Source organism: Ralstonia pickettii, from assembly GCF_030582395.1.
Classification (GTDB): Bacteria; Pseudomonadota; Gammaproteobacteria; order Burkholderiales; family Burkholderiaceae; genus Ralstonia; species Ralstonia pickettii_D.
The window spans coordinates 3,188,452-3,205,831 of sequence record NZ_CP104381.1 but is presented as its reverse complement, the minus strand read 5'-3'; the positions used below and the strand labels follow the sequence as shown (position 1 = coordinate 3,205,831).

The 17,380-nt window shown below is 65.6% G+C and carries 10 protein-coding genes; 4 read left to right on the top strand and 6 right to left on the bottom strand.

Going from position 1 to position 17,380, the window contains the following annotated elements; genetic code table 11:
- Positions 1 to 117 precede the first annotated feature (117 nt).
- The 4 genes from putA to N5B55_RS15445 all read left to right on the top strand — a co-directional run bounded on the left by putA (position 118) and on the right by N5B55_RS15445 (position 7,939).
- Positions 118 to 4,098: a trifunctional transcriptional regulator/proline dehydrogenase/L-glutamate gamma-semialdehyde dehydrogenase gene (gene putA / locus N5B55_RS15460; RefSeq protein ID WP_304538592.1), complete on the top strand. Its 3,981-nt coding sequence runs from the start codon at positions 118 to 120 to the stop codon at positions 4,096 to 4,098.
- Positions 4,099 to 4,228: 130 nt separating this feature from the next.
- The gene (locus tag N5B55_RS15455; RefSeq protein ID WP_015855925.1) at positions 4,229 to 5,374 is read left to right on the top strand and encodes a branched-chain amino acid ABC transporter substrate-binding protein; all 1,146 of its coding nucleotides are present in this window, start codon (positions 4,229 to 4,231) and stop codon (positions 5,372 to 5,374) included.
- Between the two features lie 198 nt (positions 5,375 to 5,572).
- On the top strand, positions 5,573 to 6,796 hold the full coding sequence (locus tag N5B55_RS15450) for a cation:proton antiporter (RefSeq protein ID WP_041668409.1): 1,224 nt from the start codon (positions 5,573 to 5,575) through the stop codon (positions 6,794 to 6,796).
- Between the two features lie 9 nt (positions 6,797 to 6,805).
- The gene (locus tag N5B55_RS15445; RefSeq protein WP_015855923.1) at positions 6,806 to 7,939 is read left to right on the top strand and encodes a YbdK family carboxylate-amine ligase; all 1,134 of its coding nucleotides are present in this window, start codon (positions 6,806 to 6,808) and stop codon (positions 7,937 to 7,939) included.
- An 18-nt stretch (positions 7,940 to 7,957) separates the two neighbouring features.
- Here the strand turns inward: N5B55_RS15445 and N5B55_RS15440 are convergent, their stop codons facing one another.
- From N5B55_RS15440 to gcvH, 6 genes are all read right to left on the bottom strand, one after another.
- A complete protein-coding gene (locus N5B55_RS15440; RefSeq protein WP_116576329.1) occupies positions 7,958 to 8,473 on the bottom strand; it encodes a GNAT family N-acetyltransferase in 516 nt (171 codons plus the stop codon).
- A 14-nt stretch (positions 8,474 to 8,487) separates the two neighbouring features.
- The gene (locus N5B55_RS15435; protein WP_304538591.1) at positions 8,488 to 10,542 is read right to left on the bottom strand and encodes an OPT family oligopeptide transporter; all 2,055 of its coding nucleotides are present in this window, start codon (positions 10,540 to 10,542) and stop codon (positions 8,488 to 8,490) included.
- 646 nt (positions 10,543 to 11,188) lie between these two features.
- Positions 11,189 to 12,565: an L-serine ammonia-lyase gene (locus tag N5B55_RS15430; protein WP_304538590.1), complete on the bottom strand. Its 1,377-nt coding sequence runs from the start codon at positions 12,563 to 12,565 to the stop codon at positions 11,189 to 11,191.
- 96 nt (positions 12,566 to 12,661) lie between these two features.
- A complete protein-coding gene (locus tag N5B55_RS15425; RefSeq protein ID WP_304538589.1) occupies positions 12,662 to 13,780 on the bottom strand; it encodes an alginate lyase family protein in 1,119 nt (372 codons plus the stop codon).
- 162 nt (positions 13,781 to 13,942) lie between these two features.
- Positions 13,943 to 16,882, bottom strand: coding sequence for an aminomethyl-transferring glycine dehydrogenase (gcvP, locus tag N5B55_RS15420; protein ID WP_304538588.1), 2,940 nt, complete (start codon positions 16,880 to 16,882; stop codon positions 13,943 to 13,945).
- 84 nt (positions 16,883 to 16,966) lie between these two features.
- Positions 16,967 to 17,347 (bottom strand): glycine cleavage system protein GcvH, encoded by a 381-nt coding sequence (gene gcvH / locus N5B55_RS15415; protein ID WP_304538587.1) that lies wholly within the window; start codon positions 17,345 to 17,347, stop codon positions 16,967 to 16,969.
- Positions 17,348 to 17,380 lie beyond the last annotated feature (33 nt).

Below are 17,380 nucleotides of genomic sequence, written 5' to 3'. Positions count from 1 at the left end.
CTACCCATTTCGAACCAAGGGGTTTCACTAGGTTGCACCTTCAAGACTCCCGGGCGTATGATCCGCCCAATTTGCCGGCCACAAGCCAGGCAATGGCAGCTCTGGATAGGAACCCACATGGCTACAACCACCCTCGGGGTCAAACTGGACGATGCTTCGCGTGAACGCCTCAAGCGCGTTGCGCAGTCCATTGACCGCACGCCGCATTGGCTGATCAAGCAGGCGATCTTCACGTATCTGGACCAAGTGGAGCGGGGGCAGCTGCCAACTGATGCAAACGGCACGGCGGCGGATGGCCTCCCGTCCGCCGCCGCAGCCGTCTCGGACGTGCACGAGGGTGACGAGCCCGCGGTGCAACCGTTCCTCGAATTTGCGCAAAGCGTGCAACCGCAGTCGGTCCTGCGCGCTGCCATCACCGCCGCCTACCGTCGGCCGGAAACCGAAGCCATTCCGATGCTGCTGGAGCAGGCCCGCCTGCCGGGCGCGCTCGCCTCGGAAGCCAAGCAACTCGCACGAGACCTCGCCGGCAAGCTCCGCACGCAAAAGGTCGGCACCGGCCGCGAAGGTCTGGTGCAGGGTCTCATCCAGGAATTTTCGCTGTCGAGCCAAGAAGGCGTGGCGCTGATGTGCCTGGCCGAGGCGCTGCTGCGCATTCCCGACAAGGCCACGCGCGACGCGCTCATCCGCGACAAGATCAGCAACGGCAACTGGCATTCGCACCTGGGCCAGAGCCCGTCGCTGTTCGTGAACGCCGCCACCTGGGGCCTGCTGCTGACGGGCAAGCTGGTCGCCACGCATAACGAAGCCGGGCTGTCGAAGGCGCTCACGCGCATCATCGGCAAGAGCGGCGAGCCGCTGATCCGCAAGGGTGTGGATATGGCGATGCGCCTGATGGGCGAGCAGTTCGTCACCGGCGAAACCATATCTGAAGCACTGGCCAACGCGCGCAAGTTCGAGGCCGAGGGCTTCCGCTATTCCTACGACATGCTCGGCGAGGCCGCGATGACGGAGGAAGACGCACAGCGCTACCTCGCGTCGTACGAGCAGGCGATCCGCGCGATCGGACAAGCCTCGGGCGGGCGCGGCATCTACGAAGGGCCGGGCATCTCGATCAAGCTGTCGGCGCTGCACCCGCGCTACAGCCGCGCGCAATACGACCGCACCATCAACGAGCTGTATCCGCGCGTGAAGGCGCTGGCGATGCTGGCCCGCGAATACGACATCGGCATCAACATCGATGCTGAAGAGGCCGACCGCCTGGAGCTGTCGCTCGACCTGCTGGAGCGCCTGTGCTTTGCGCCCGAGCTGGCTGGCTGGAATGGCATCGGCTTCGTGGTGCAGGGCTACCAGAAGCGCTGCCCGTTCGTGCTCGACTACATCATCGACCTGGCCCGTCGCAGCAAGCATCGCCTGATGATCCGCCTGGTGAAGGGCGCGTATTGGGACAGCGAGATCAAGCGCGCCCAGGTCGACGGCCTGGAGGGCTACCCCGTCTACACGCGCAAGGTCTACACCGACGTGTCGTATCTGGCCTGCGCGCGCAAGCTGCTGGCCGCGCCGGAAGCGATCTTCCCGCAGTTCGCCACGCACAATGCGCACACGCTCGCGGCCATTTACCACATGGCCGGCCAGAACTACTATCCCGGCCAATATGAATTCCAGTGCCTGCACGGCATGGGCGAGCCGCTGTACGAGCAGGTCGTCGGAAACAAGCCGGGCAAGCTGAACCGCCCGTGCCGCATCTACGCGCCGGTCGGTACGCATGAAACGCTGCTGGCCTACCTCGTGCGCCGTCTGCTGGAAAACGGCGCCAACACCTCGTTCGTGAACCGCATCGCGGACGAGTCGATTCCTCTGGACGACCTCGTCGCCGACCCGGTGGCGGTGGTGGAAAAGATGCACGCCGATGAAGGGACGCTCGGCCTGCCGCATCCGAAGATTCCGCTGCCGCGCGCCCTTTACGGTGACGTTCGCGCAAACTCGTCGGGCATCGACCTGGCGAACGAGCAGCGCCTGGCGTCGTTGTCGTCCGCCCTTCTTGCCGGCACCAGCACCGTCTGGACGGCCGAGCCGACCATCGGCGATGCGCCTTACGTGGGGGGCCCATCGCAACTTCGGCAGCCGGTGCGCAATCCGTCGGACCTGCGTGACGTGGTCGGCCACGTGACCGAAGCCACCGAAGCCGATGTGGATGCCGCGTTGTCGGCCGCCGCCGCTGCCGCCCCGATCTGGCAAGCCACGCCGCCCGAGGCACGGGCCGCACTGCTCGATCGCGCAGCAGACCTCATGGAAGGCGAGATGCAGCACCTGATGGGGCTGATCATTCGCGAGGCGGGCAAGACGCTGTCCAACGCGATTGCCGAAGTGCGCGAAGCCATCGATTTCCTGCGCTATTACGCGGCGCAGGTGCGTGGCGGGTTCTCGAATGACACGCATCGCCCGCTGGGCCCGGTGGTCTGTATCAGCCCGTGGAACTTCCCGCTGGCAATCTTCACCGGCCAGGTGAGCGCTGCGCTGGCTGCAGGCAACCCGGTCCTCGCCAAGCCCGCTGAGCAGACCCCGCTGATCGCGGCGCAAGCCGTGCGCATCCTGCGCGAAGCCGGCGTGCCGGCCGGTGCCGTGCAACTGCTGCCGGGCCGCGGGGAGACCGTCGGCGCCGCGTTGGTGAAGGACGTGCGCACCAAGGGCGTGATGTTCACCGGCTCCACCGAAGTCGCGCGCATCCTGCAGCGCACGCTGGCCGGCCGCCTTGATGCCAACGGCGCGCCGATCCCGCTGATTGCCGAGACCGGTGGCCAGAACGCGATGATCGTCGATTCGTCCGCGCTGGCCGAGCAGGTGGTGGCCGATGTGCTGTCGTCCGCGTTTGATTCGGCGGGCCAGCGTTGCTCGGCGCTGCGTGTGCTGTGCCTGCAGGACGACGTTGCTGACCGCGTGCTCGCGATGCTCAAGGGCGGCATGGCCGAACTGGCGATGGGCAATCCGGATCGCCTCGCCACCGATGTCGGCCCCGTGATCGACGCTGAAGCGCGCGACAACATCGTCGGCCACATCGAAGCGATGCGTGCCAAGGGCCGGCGCGTGCATCAGGCACCGGTGCCGGCTGCGTGTGCGCACGGTACCTTCGTGCCGCCGACGGTGATCGAACTCGACAGCCTGTCGGACCTGACGCGTGAGATCTTCGGTCCCGTGCTGCACGTGGTGCGCTGGAAGCGTTCGGCGGACAACACCGGTTTGACGAAGCTGATCGAGCAGATCAACGGTACGGGCTACGGGCTGACGCTGGGCATCCACACGCGTATCGACGAGACCATCGCGCACGTGGTGGACCGCGCGCACGTGGGCAACCTGTATGTGAACCGCAATATCGTCGGCGCCGTGGTGGGCGTGCAGCCGTTCGGTGGCGAGGGCCTGTCGGGTACGGGCCCGAAGGCCGGCGGCCCGCTGTATCTGCTGCGCCTGCTGTCGACGTGCCCGCAGGACGCCATGCGCACCGCGCTGCAACTGACCGCAGGCGCGGGTACGGAGGTCGATACCGATGCGCGCCGCGCGCTGCTGGCGCCGTTCGATGCGCTGACGGAATGGGCTCGCAAGCAATCGCCGGAACTGGCCTCGCTGTGCGAGCGCCTGGCTGCAGCCTCGGCCACGGGCGCCACCGCCACGCTGCCCGGCCCGACCGGCGAGCGCAACACCTACACGCTGTTGCCGCGCGAAGCCGTGCTGTGCGTGGCGGCCGATCCGGTGGATTGGCTGCGCCAGCTCGCCGCCATCCTGGCTGTCGGCAGCCTGGCCGTTGTGCAGGAAAACCCTGCCATCGAAGCAGTACTTCGGGGCTTGCCGGCGGCAGTACAATCGCGCGTCCGTGTGGTCGGCTCGACCGACGAAGCGGCGTTTGATGCGGTGCTGCATCACGGCGATTCGGACCATCTGCGCGCCATCTGCGAAGGACTGGCACGGCGTGCCGGCCCGATCGTGGGGGTGCAAGGCCTGCCGCATGGCGGGGAAGGGCTGGCGCTGGAGCGCCTGCTGATCGAGCGTTCGCTGTCGGTCAATACGGCCGCCGCGGGTGGCAACGCCAGCCTGATGACCATCGGCTGACGGGGAGCATGAGCAGGATTCGCGGTTCCATGCGCACGACGGGTGCGGATGGGATGCGAAGCGGGAGGAGGGCGACGGTGATCCCGTCGCGCTATTGATCCAAATTGCGTTTGAACTAGGAGACGCACAAATGAAATTGAAGCAACTGTGGGTGGCGGCAGCACTGTGCGCGCTGGCGGGTGGTGCAATGACGGCCGCATCGGCCCAGGAAGTCATCAAGCTGGGCTTTGCTGCCCCGATGTCGGGTCCGCAAGCGCAATACGGCACGGACATGAAGAACGGCGCGACCCTGGCCATCGAAGAGTTCAATGCCACGCACCCGAAGATCGCCGGCAAGGAAGTCAAGTTCCAGCTCATGGCAGAAGACGACCAGGCTGACCCGAAGACCGGTACGGCAGTCGCCCAGAAGCTGGTGGACAGCGGCATCAAGGGCATGCTCGGCCACTTCAATTCGGGTACCAGCATCCCTGCGTCGCGCGTGTACAACCAAGCCGGCATCGCGCAGATCGCCATGGCAACCGCGCCGGAATACACCAAGCAGGGCTACAAGACGACGTTCCGCATGATGACTTCCGACACCCAGCAGGGTTCGGTGGTCGGCACGTTCGCCGTCAAGAAGCTGGGCTACAAGAACATCGCCATCGTGGATGACCGCACGGCCTACGGCCAGGGTCTGGCCGACGAGTTCGAGAAGGCTGCCAAGGCTGCCGGCGCCACCATCGTGCGTCGCGAATTCACGAACGACAAGGCCAGCGACTTCAAGGCGATCCTCACGCAGATCAAGAGCAAGAACCCGGACGCCGTGTTCTACGGTGGCGCCGAAGGCCAATCGGCCCCGCTGCTCAAGCAGATGCGCGAGCTGGGCATGAAGTCCACGCTGATGTCGGGCGAAATGTCCAAGACCGACGACTTCATCAAGCTGGCCGGCCCGCAAGCCGCGGAAGGCATGGTGGCATCGCTGGCCGGTCTGCCGCTGGAGCAGATGCCGGGCGGCGCTGGCTACAAGGCCCGCTATGAGAAGCGTTTCGGCACGCCGGTGCAGACGTACTCGCCGTACGCCTACGACGGCGCGATGGCCCTGATGAAGGCGATGGTGGCTGCCGGTTCGTCCGACCCGGCCAAGTACCTGCCGATCCTGGCTGCCACGAACACGCAAGGCGTGACCGCGAAGCACTACGCCTATGACGACAAGGGCGACCTGAAGGACGGCGGCATCACCGTCTACAAGGTCACCGGCGGCAAGTGGACGCCGCTGGAGAGCGTCGGCGGCAAGTAATCCGACCGGCTCTCAGCCATTTGCAGTATGAAAACCGCCCTCCGGGGCGGTTTTTCTTTGCCGGCGGTCTCAGGTTCCAAACACAGAGTTGTCGCTTTTTGTGTCGAAAATCACCGATCTATTATTAAATATCGTGTAACGCGGCTCTAACGCGTGTCAGTGCTTGGCTGACTTTCCCGGATGGGGGCTTCGGGTACCATGTCGCCCATGACAGGACTTCACGATCTCTTCCCTTCGTGGCCGCCCGCTCCCGGCGGCCTTTTCTGGATCGGGCTGGCGCTGGTTGGTGCGGCGTTGTGCGGCGAGTTTGCGCGCGCGGCGCTCAAGCTGCCGCGCATCGTCGGCTACGCGGTGGCGGGCTTGGTGGCCGGCGTGCTCGGCCGCCCGCTCATCGACGCCGACATGCTCGAGCAGACCCACATCCTGATCGAGATGGCGCTGGCGTTGGCGCTGTTCGAGTTGGGGCACCGCTTGTCGTTCGAGTGGCTGCGCGCCAATCGTTGGCTGTTGCTCACAAGCGGCTTTGAAAGTCTGCTGACCTGGGGCCTGGTCACCTGGGTACTGCAGCTGTTTGGCGTGGCGACACCGGTGGCAGTCGCCGCCGGCGCCATCGCGGTGGCCACGTCCCCCACGGTGCTCCTGCAACTCAAGAACGAACTGCGAGCAGAAGGCCAGGTGACGGAGCGCTTGCTCTCACTGGGCGCGCTCAACAGCATCTACGCGAGCGTGCTGGTGCCCCTCACCGCCGGCTGGCTGCATAGCGAGTACGGCCACTGGGCTGCGGCGCTGATCCACCCGCTCTACCTGCTGGCAGGTTCCGTGCTTCTTGCCTGGGTGGTCGGCAAGGCGGGCCATGCGCTGTATCACCGCATGGCGGGTGACGATCACTACGCGTTCCTGGTGCTGGTGGGCCTGGTGTTGTTTGCGCTGGCGATGGCCAAGCTGCTCAAGCTGTCGGTACCGCTCACGCTGCTGCTGGCAGGCGTGGTGTTCAAGCATCAAGACGATCACCCGCGCGTGTGGCCCTCGCACTTCGGCAGCGCGGGCAGCATCCTGATTGTGGTGATGATCGTCTCGCTCGGCTTGCCGCTCAAGGCGTCGGACTGGGTCATCGGTGGTGTGGCGGCGGTGGCGCTGGTGCTCTCGCGCTTCATTGCCAAGCTGGCGGCCACGACGGCGCTGGGCTCGTTCTCGGGGCTGTCGATGCGGCAGAGCGTTGCGCTAGGCCTGGCGCTTGGCCCCATGTCGGGACTGTCCTGGTTGCTGATGCACGACACGGCAGCGCTGTACCCGCAAACCGGGGGGCCGCTGGTGGCCATCATCCTGTGCACGCTGGCGATCCAGCAGATTGCTGCGCCGATCCTGACTGCACGATCCCTGCGCTGGGCGGGCGAGGTGCGGCAAGACAACGAACATCGCTAAGAGGCCTCCATGTCCCTCGAACCTTTCTCGAAATCCGAGGCGCTTACGTTTGGCGTCGAACTGGAACTGCAGCTCGTCAATCGCCATGATTACGACCTCGCCTCGGCGTCGCCAGACTTGCTGCGCATGCTCAAGGGCAAGGAATACCCCGGCGACATCAAGCCGGAGATCACCGATTCGATGATCGAGATCTCCACGGGCATCTGCCACAGCCACGACGAGGCGCTCTGGCAGTTGCGCGAGATGCGCGACCGCATGGCCGAAGCCGCCACGGCGCTGAACATCGGCATCTGCGGCGGAGGGACCCACCCGTTCCAGGAGTGGAGCCAGCGCCAGATTTCACAATCCCCGCGCTATCAGTACATCTCGGATCTGTACGGTTATCTCGCCAAGCAGTTCACGGTATTCGGGCAGCACGTGCACCTGGGCTGCCCGAATCCCGACGATGCGCTGTACCTGCTGCACGCCATGTCGCGCTACGTGCCGCACTTCATTGCGCTGGCATCGTCGTCGCCGTTCGTGCAAGGCGTGGATACCGGGTTCGCTTCAGCGCGCATGAATTCGGTCAGCGCCTTCCCGATGTCGGGCCGCGCGCCGTTCGTGCTGACGTGGGACGCCTTCATCGCGTACTTCGACAAGATGCACGCCACCGGCGTGATCGAAAGCATGAAGGACTTCTACTGGGACATCCGCCCCAAGCCCGAATTCGGCACGATCGAAGTCCGCGTGATGGACACCCCGCTGACCGTCGAACGCGCCGCCGCCATCGCCGCCTATATCCAGGCGCTGGGCCGCTGGCTGCTGCTCGATCGCCCGTTCATGCCCGTAGAAGACGATTACCTCGTCTACACCTTCAATCGCTTCCAGGCATGCCGGTTTGGGCTGGCGGGCGAATACGTCGACCCGGCCACGGGCAACCGCGGCGCGCTCGCCGATCACATCCTGGAAACAAGCAAGCTGCTGTCGGCGCATGCCGAGGCGCTGTCGTCCGAAGGTGCGCTGGATATGGTGCGGGAGGTGGTTGAGGCGCGCGACGCCGATGCCGAATGGATCCGCGCGGCGCAACGTGAAACCCGCAACCTGCACGAGACCGTGCGACGCGGTTGCGGGCGCTGGACACAGGCGGCAACGCAGCCCGCCTGACGCATCATCGAAGAACGGTCAGTCGCTTCGGACCGTTCCCGGCGCTTCCAGCCAGCGCTGCATGAACACGAGGTCGAGCCACTGGCCGTGCTTGATGGCCGCCTCGGGCATGCGGCCCACTTCCTTGAAGCCGAGCTTTTCATGCAGGCGAATCGAGCCCGCATTGGCACCGTCGATGGCGCCCACCATCAGGTGCTTGCCCAGGGCAGCGGCACGTTCGCACAGCGCCTCGACCAGCCGACTGCCCAGCCCCTTGCCACGCCAGTCGCGGTGTATGTGCACCGAGTGCTCGACGGTGGTGCGAAAGCCCGGGTAGGGCCGGAAATCCCCAAACGATGCAACGCCTGCCACCTGCCCATCATCGTCGGCGACCAGCACCGGATAACCCTGCGTTGCACGCAAGGCCAGCCACGCGGTGCGGTCTTCCAGCGTGACGGGTGTTTCGGTGTAGATCGCGTTGGAGTTGGCGATCACGTCGTTGTAGATGGCGAGGATGGCCGGAAGGTCGGCCTGCGTTGCGTCGCGGAGCAGCATGTTGCGTGATGGGGTCAATGAGTCGGACGCACCGCCAGTACGCGGCGCGCGAAGGCCCAGCATACCAAGGCGAAGACGATCAGCCCAAGCCATTGCGCCGTGCCTTCAAACGACGCCCCCACGATGGCCAGCGGCGCATCCTTGCCCGTGCTGCCGATCACTGCCGCCATCAGCACACCCACCAGACTTTCGCCCACGATCAGGCCCGACGCCAGTAGCACGCCGTGGCGGTTCGGCACCTCGGCATAGCGCTCGTACGGCACGCCGGCCGCCTGCGCGCGCTTGGCAAGAATCTTTTCGATGATCCACGCCAGCACCGCACCGGCCACCAGCACCGTGCTGACCGTCGGCGGCAGATAGATGCCGATGCCCACTGCCAGGACCGGCAGCCGCGCAACGCCGCCGCGTTGCTTGAGCGCCCAGTCGACGGCGATCAGCAGCACGCCGATGACGATGCCCGCAATCACCATGTTCCACTGCAGCTGGTGCGTGAAGATGCCGGTGGCGATGGCCGTCATGAGCGTCGCCTGCGGAGCCGACAGCGCCTGCGCCGCATCCATGCCGGCACGTGGCAGCGCACCCGGAAAGCCATACGCGTTATACAGCAGCTCCAGCACCGGCGAGATGACCGCGGCACCCGCCACGCAGCCGATCAGCAGCGCCACCTGCTGGCGCCACGGCGTGGCCCCGACCAGCCAGCCGGTCTTCAGATCCTGCAGGTTATCGTTGGAGATGGTCGCCACGGCCACCACGGCCGACGTTGTGAAGATCGCCAGCGCAATGCCCAGCTTGCTCGCCTCGGGCGAGCCCACGATGCCGTTGTCCGCGCCGATGGCCAACAGCAGCAGCGACACCAAGGTGATGGCGATGATGCCGATGCCCGAAATCGGGCTCGACGACGAACCGATCAGCCCGGCCATGTAGCCGCACGCCGCCGCCACCAGAAAGCCGAACACCACCGCAAAAATCACCGCGAACGTGATCAGCGTCCAGCGCGAGCCGGCCGACAGCATGGTCGGCGCCAGAAATGCGGCGAAGGTGATCACCAGTACCACGACCATCGCCAGCGTGACCAGCAGAATCCAGCGCGGCGCCATGTCCTGCTCGGTGCGCAGCGCGCCATCAGCCTTCGGGCGCAGGCTGCCAAACGAGCGCTTCACGCCGTGCACCACCGGGCCGATCAGCGTGCCCAGCGTCCACACGGCCGCCACCGCAATCACGCCAGCGCCGATAAAACGGACCTGCGTGCGCCACACATCCGTGCCAAACGCCGAGAGCGCCTTGCCCGCCGGCATCGGCGTGATGGACGTCAGATACGGCACGGCGATGCCCCAGGCGATCACCAGGCCCACCAGCATGGCCAGCCCCGCCACCAGGCCGATCAGATAGCCCGCGCCCAGCAGCGCAGTCGAAAAACCCATGGGCAAGCGCACCACCGCGGCGCCCGCAGCGAACCACCAGCTCGCACCTTCGCCGAGCAAGCGCAGGCCGCTGGTGGCAAACGCCACGATGGCCGCGACGATGCCACCCGCTGCCAGATCGCGCATGCCGGTGGCGGCGGGAACAGCGTTGTCATCGGCAGCGGCTTCACCGTCCGCTGGCTCGCCACTGCCCACGCGCAGAATTTCTGCCGCCGCCACGCCTTCGGGGTAGGGCAGGTCGCTTTGCACCACCATCGCGTGGCGCAGCGGAATCGTGAACACCACGCCGAGCATGCCGCCCGCCATGCAGACTCCAAACGTTTGCCAAAATGGGAAGCCTTGCCAGTGCCCGATCATCACCAGCCCGGGCAGAATGAAGATGATCGAAGACAGCGTCCCGGCCGCCGACGCCTGCGTCTGCACCATGTTGTTCTCAAGGATGTTCGTGCCGCCGAGCATGCGCAGCACTGCCATGGAAATCACCGCTGCCGGAATTGCCGAAGAGAACGTCAGGCCGACTTTTAGGCCCAGGTAGACGTTTGAAGCGGTAAAGATCACGGTGATGATCGCGCCGAGGATCATGCCGCGCAGCGTTAGCTCCGGCAGGGTCGCTGCCGGAAGGTGCTTGGGAGGATGGAGGGATTGCATCCTGCGGGTCTCCAAAGAAGGTTCTTGTGGCGCGGATTATAGAAGTGGACGGGGGCGGTGGCGCGGTGGATTTTTTTGGGGTGTCCTCTAGATTTTTTGTTTTTGGTGCATCCCTTGTTTCATCCCCTGCCGGGGCTGACTCACTTTCTTTGGTCTTGCCCAAAGAAAGTAAGCAAAGAAATGCGCGCCCGAGATGGCGAAAGATTCCTTCAATTTCCGTAACCGTGCGGAGGCGGGGAAAACTCGCTACGCTCAGACAGTTCCCCGCCTTTTTTCCGCCCGCTTACGAAAATTGAAGGCGCCATCTAGGGCAGGAAAGTCAAAGGACAAAGCCACACCCTCAGGGCGCAAGTCCAAACGAAAAGGCCAACCGCGCGATGGGTTGGCCTTTCTCTTTTGACGTTGAGCCCTTGATGGCGCCTTGAATTTTTGTGAGCGGGCGGAAAAAGGAAGGAGGCCTGTCTGAGCGAAGCGAGTTTGCCTCCTTCCCCGCACGGTCATACAAATTCAAGGGGAAGTCGCCATCTCGGGCGCGCCTTTCTTTTGCTTACTTTTCTTTGGCAAGACAAAGAAAAGTGAGTCGGTCCCGGCAGGGAACGAAAGGGGGGCGGACCACCAACGCAAAAACCAAAACCCAAACCAAATATCAACACTCCACAATATTCACCGCCAACCCCCCGCGGGCGGTCTCCTTGTACTTCGTCTTCATATCCGCCCCCGTCTCGCGCATCGTCTTGATCACGGAGTCCAGCGAAACATAATGCGTGCCGTCCCCACGCAACGCCATGCGCGCCGCATTCACCGCCTTCACCGACGCCATCGCATTGCGCTCAATACACGGAATCTGCACCAGCCCGCCGACCGGGTCGCATGTCAGCCCCAGGTTGTGCTCCATGCCAATCTCAGCAGCGTTTTCCACCTGCGCGGGCGAGCCGCCGAGCACCGCAGCGAGTGCGCCCGCCGCCATTGAACACGCCACACCGACTTCGCCCTGGCAGCCCACTTCCGCGCCCGAGATCGACGCATTCATCTTGTAAAGCATGCCGATCGCGCCAGCAGTGAGCAGAAAATCCACGATGCCGTTGTCGGTCGCGCCGGGAACGAAGCGGTCGTAGTAATGCATCACGGCCGGGATGATCCCGGCTGCGCCGTTGGTCGGTGCCGTGACGACGCGCCCGCCTGCGGCGTTCTCTTCGTTCACGGCAATCGCATACAGGTTCACCCAGTCGATCACCGACAGCGGGTCGGACAGCGTGCGTTCTGCCTGCACCGTGAGCCGCGAATACAACTCGGCCGCGCGGCGGCGCACATGGAAGGGGCCCGGCAGTTCACCTTCCGTGCGGCAGCCGCGCGCGACGCACGCCTGCATCACGTGCCAGATGTTGAGCAGGCCGGCTCGCACTTCGGCTTCGCTGCGCCATGTCAGTTCGTTTTCGAGCATCAGCCGGGCGATGGATTTGCCCGTCGATTCGCACATCGCCAGCAGTTCTTTGCCGCTGCGGAACGGATGCGGCAATTGGTCATGTGCGGCCAGCACCTGCGTGTTCGGTGCGCCAGCGGTGACGACAAAGCCGCCGCCGACCGACAGATAGCGCGCTTCGCGCAGGCGCTCGCCTGCTGCATCGAAGGCGTGGAACTTCATGCCGTTCGGATGCTCGGCCATCGCCTCGCGGCGGTAGAAGGCGATGTGCTCCTTCTCGGTAAAGCGCACCGCGTGACGGCCCAGCAGCGACAGCGACTGTGAGGCGCGCAGCGCCGCGAGCTTGGCGTCGATGGTGTCTGGGTCGATCGTGTCCGGCGCCTCGCCCATCAGGCCGAGGATGACGCCGCGATCGGTGCCGTGGCCCTTGCCGGTGGCGCCGAGCGAGCCGTACAGCTCCACGCGCACGCTGGCGACTTGCGGCATCAGCCCATCGGCTTCGAGGCCCGAGGCGAACATCAGCGCGGCGCGCATCGGCCCGACGGTGTGCGAGCTGGACGGGCCAATGCCGATCTTGAAGAGGTCGAAAACAGAAACAGCCATGGGGTAAGGCTCCGGGGGCGTTAAAGGGGGCAAGCGGCTTGTGGCCACGTGCGCCAGGTTGTTGTGTACGGCGCTGTCAGGACAACGCCTCGCCAGTCAACGGGCTGTGCACAGCGCCAGCCAGTCGGGCGCGCTCGCGGCGAGCCGTTCGGCCAGCGTGCGGTATTTCGGGTCCAGTCGCGCAGCCTGCCAATACAGTGTTCCGGCGCTTTTCGGCTCCCACATGCCGGAGAAGCCGGGCAGGCCCGCATCGGCTCGCTTCCTGTCGAAGGCAACGTGCGAGTGGACGTATTCCTCGTGCGTGCGGCTGCCGTCGGCATACGGCACGAGCCAATCCACGGCGGCGGCGAGCGTGGCGCCGTTGGCTGCGCGTTCATGTAGCCACTGCTGGCCGAAAGGCTGCACGGCAATCGCGGCCATCGTCAGCGGCTCGAGGTCGTAGACCACGTAGTGGAGTGCGTCGCGGTCCTCAAAGTCTTCTACCGACCCGTCCGGACGCACGTTATTGGCGAGCTGTTGCAGGAACAGGCGATGGACCTGCGCGAGCAAAGCGTGGTCACCCAGCGCGGCAGCGGACATTGCCATCAGCTTGATGCGATGGCTCTGCCAATTATTTACCCACGTGTGGGACAGCGGCTGGCGCGCCGACTCGGTGCGGGCGATATAGCCCTCGGCCAGCGTGCGCAGGAAGCGTTGCGTCTCTGCGCGTGTGCCGGGCGTCAAGCCGTCGCGCGCCAGCGTGTACGCCTGGATCAGCGCATCGAACTTTGTCTCGTCGATCGGGTTGAAGCTCGGTACATACGTGCCGACCCAGGCGTGCAGAAAGATGTCGACCTGCTCGGCGAACCGCGTGTCGCCGGTGAGGCGCCATGCCATTGCTGCGTCGCGCATGACCGGAAAGTCACGCGCGGCCGCTACCGATTCGTCGTAGATGCCCTGGTGCGGCAGCGTGCCTTCGGTATGCAGGCGGGGCAGTGGGTGCGGTGTCTGCTCGAGATGCTGGGTAGCGCGGGCGATCAGCTTTCCTGCAGCAGGTTCGCCGGACACCGCAGGCGAAACGCTGCACCAATCGCGAGCCGGCCTGGTCGCGTTGTGCGCGCCGGCGTATCCCGATGCCGCAGCCCCCGCCTGTATCGGCGAGCACGCGCCGCTTACCGCGACAGCGGCAGCACAGGCAAGCAGGCGGAACAGCGGGGCAGGTTGAAGCATCGGCATGGCAGGGTCTCGTCGCTCGGGTGAACTGTCGTCACCATAAACGGCGAGGCACGCTGAAAACAGCGGTTGTGAGAGCAGGTTACAGGGATTGCGCCACGTTACATGTGACACGGCGGCGGAGCATGCCGCCCCGCCGCCGCGTTCATCTCACTTCGAGGGGCATCAATCCTGCGCGTACTCGCTCATCGGTACGCAGGCGCAGAACAGGTTGCGGTCGCCGTAGACGTTGTCGGCGCGGCCGACCGGCGGCCAGTACTTGCGCGCGCGCAGCGATGCTACCGGGTAGGCGGCCTGCTCACGCGTGTACTTGTGCGACCAGTCATCGGCCATCACCACGGCTGCGGTGTGCGGTGCGTGCTTGAGCGGATTGTCTTCGCGGTCGAATTCGCCCGAGATCACCTTGTCGACTTCGCCACGGATGGCGATCATCGCGTCGATGAAGCGGTCGAGTTCCACCTTGGGCTCGCTTTCGGTCGGCTCGATCATCAGCGTGCCCGGCACCGGGAAGCTCATCGTCGGCGCGTGGAAGCCGAAGTCCATCAGGCGCTTGGCGATGTCTTCGTTGCTGATGCCAGATTCCTTCTGCAGCGGGCGGATGTCGAGAATGCACTCGTGCGCCACCAGGCCGTGCGCGCCCGTGTACAGCACCGGGTAGTACGGCGCGAGACGCTTGGCCACGTAGTTGGCCGACAGGATGGCCGTCTCGGTGGCGGCCGTCAGGCCCGCGGCGCCCATCATCGCGATGTACATCCACGAGATCGGCAGGATCGAGGCCGAGCCGAAGGCTGCGGCCGACACGTTGCCGATGTTCTGGCTCGCGTCTTCCCCCGACGCCGCGCGGCCGGGCAGGAACGGCGCGAGGTGCGCGCCCACGGCCACCGGACCGACGCCCGGGCCGCCGCCGCCGTGCGGAATGCAGAACGTCTTGTGCAGGTTCAGGTGCGAGACGTCGCCGCCGAAGTGGCCCGGTGCGGCCGTGCCGACCATGGCGTTCATGTTCGCGCCGTCCACGTAGACCTGACCGCCGTGGCTGTGCACGATCTCGCAGACGCGCTTGACGCCTTCCTCGAACACGCCGTGCGTGGACGGGTAGGTGATCATGATCGCCGCGAGGTTTTTGCTGTGCTCGGCCGCCTTCTTCTCCAGGTCGGCCAGATCGACGTTGCCGCGCTCATCGCACGCCACGACGACCACCTGCATGCCGGCCATCTGCGCCGATGCGGGGTTCGTACCGTGCGCCGACGACGGGATCAGGCACACGTTGCGGTGCGCTTCGCCACGGCTGGCGTGGTAGGCGTGGATGATCAGCAGCCCGGCGTATTCGCCCTGCGAGCCGGCATTCGGCTGCAGGCTCACGGCGGCGTAGCCGGTGGCGGCGCAGAGCATCTGCTCGAGCTGGTCGATCATCTCGCGGTAGCCGACGGTCTGGTCGGCCGGCGCGAACGGGTGGATGTTCGAGAACTCGGGCCACGTCACCGGCAGCATTTCTGCGGTGGCATTGAGCTTCATGGTGCACGAGCCCAGCGGGATCATCGTGCGGTCGAGCGCGAGATCCTTGTCGGCCAGGCTGCGCAGGTAGCGCAGCATTTCGTGCTCGGAATGGTGTGCGTTGAACACCGGGTGCGTCAGGTACGCGCTCTGGCGGATGAGCGAGGCCGGATACGCATCGGCGACGCCCGCTTCGGTCTGGTCGAAGTCCGGTGCGGCAGCGTGGGCGGCATGCGCGAAGATGTCCCACAGCGCAACGACGTCCGCGCGTGTGACCGTCTCGTCCAGCGAGATGCCCAGTCGCGCATCGTCGATCTGGCGCAGGTTGATGCCGTGCGCCTGTGCTGCGATGTGCAGGTTCGCGGTGCGCGGGCCAGTGGCGACGGTCAGCGTGTCGAAGAACGCGTCGGATTCCAGCGTGTAGCCGATCGCACGCAGGCCGGCTGCCAGCGTGGCGGTCAGGCGGTGTACGCGCTGCGCGATGCGCTTCAGGCCTTGCGGGCCGTGGTAGACGGCGTACATCGACGCCATCACGCCCAGCAGCACCTGCGCAGTACAGATGTTCGAGGTGGCTTTCTCGCGGCGGATGTGCTGCTCGCGCGTTTGCAGCGCGAGGCGGTAGGCCGGATTGCCTTGCGCATCGATCGTCACGCCGACCAGGCGGCCGGGCATCGAGCGCTTGAACGCATCGCGCACGGCCATGTAACCGGCGTGCGGGCCGCCGAAGCCGAACGGCACGCCAAAACGCTGCGTGTTGCCGATCACGACGTCGGCACCCCATTCGCCCGGCGCGGCCAGCAGCGTGAGCGCCAGCAGGTCGGCGGCGGCCACGACCAGACCGCCGGCGGCGTGCACGGCATCGGTCAGCGCCTGGTACGTCGCCAGATCGCCCAGCAGCGCACCGTTGGCGCCCGGGTATTGCAGCAGCACACCGAACGCGTCGTGCTTGGCAGCGTCGGCCGCCGGGCCGGTCACCACTTGCACGCCGATCGGCTCGGCGCGCGTGCGCACGACTTCCAGCGTTTGCGGCAGCACGTCGTCGGCCACGAAGAACACGGTCGACTTCGATTTGCCAATGCGCTGCAGCAGCGTCATGGCTTCGGCAGCGGCGGTCGCTTCGTCCAGCATGGACGCATTGGCGATGTCCATGGCGGTCAGGTCGATCACCATCTGCTGGAAATTCAGCATCGCTTCCAGGCGGCCCTGCGAGATTTCCGGCTGATACGGCGTGTAGGCCGTGTACCAGGCGGGGTTTTCGAGGATGTTGCGCAGGATGACGCCCGGCGTGTGCGTGCCGTAGTAGCCCTGGCCGATCAGGCTCTTGACCACGCGGTTCTGCCCGGCGATGCCGCGCAGCTTGGCAAGCGCCGCTTCTTCGGTCAGCGGCTGCGTGAATTCTCCCAGCGGCATGCCGTCCTGGCGGCGGATGGCCGGCGGGATCACGGCGTCGATCAGCGCGGCGCGGCTGGGGTAGCCCAGCGTGGCCAGCATGGCGGTCTGCTCGTCGGCAGACGGGCCGATGTGACGGAGCGAGAAGGCGTCGCGCGCCTCCAGGTCAGCCAACGTCGGGCGTTCGGCGGCAAGCGCCGAGGAAGCGGGGTGCGGAGCGTTCATGGCAAGGGCTCGAAATTCAGGCGATGCAAGCAATGGCCGATGCGCAGCGCAGGTCAGGGCGCGCGCACCGGCCGGAGGACCGGATTAGCCGATCTTTACTTCGTAATCAGCAGCCGACATCAGGGCGTTCACATCGTCGGCGTTGGTCGGCTTGATCTTGAACAGCCACGCCTCGTAGGCGCCTGCGTTCACGGATTCCGGCGCGCCGGCGGCATCGGCGTTGTTGGCGACGACCTCGCCGGCCACCGGGGCGAAGATGTCGGAAGCGGCCTTGACCGACTCCACCACGGCAATCGCTTCGTCCTTGGCGACGGCGCGGCCGGCTTCCGGCAGCTCCAGGAAGACGATGTCGCCGAGCTGTTCCTGCGCGAAGTCGGTAATGCCGATGGTCAGCGTGCCGTCGGCTTCAACGCGGATCCACTCGTCGTGTTCGGTGTACTTCAGATCGGCGGGGACGTTGCTCATGAAAGGGTTCTCCGGAAAATGGGTATTGGGGGA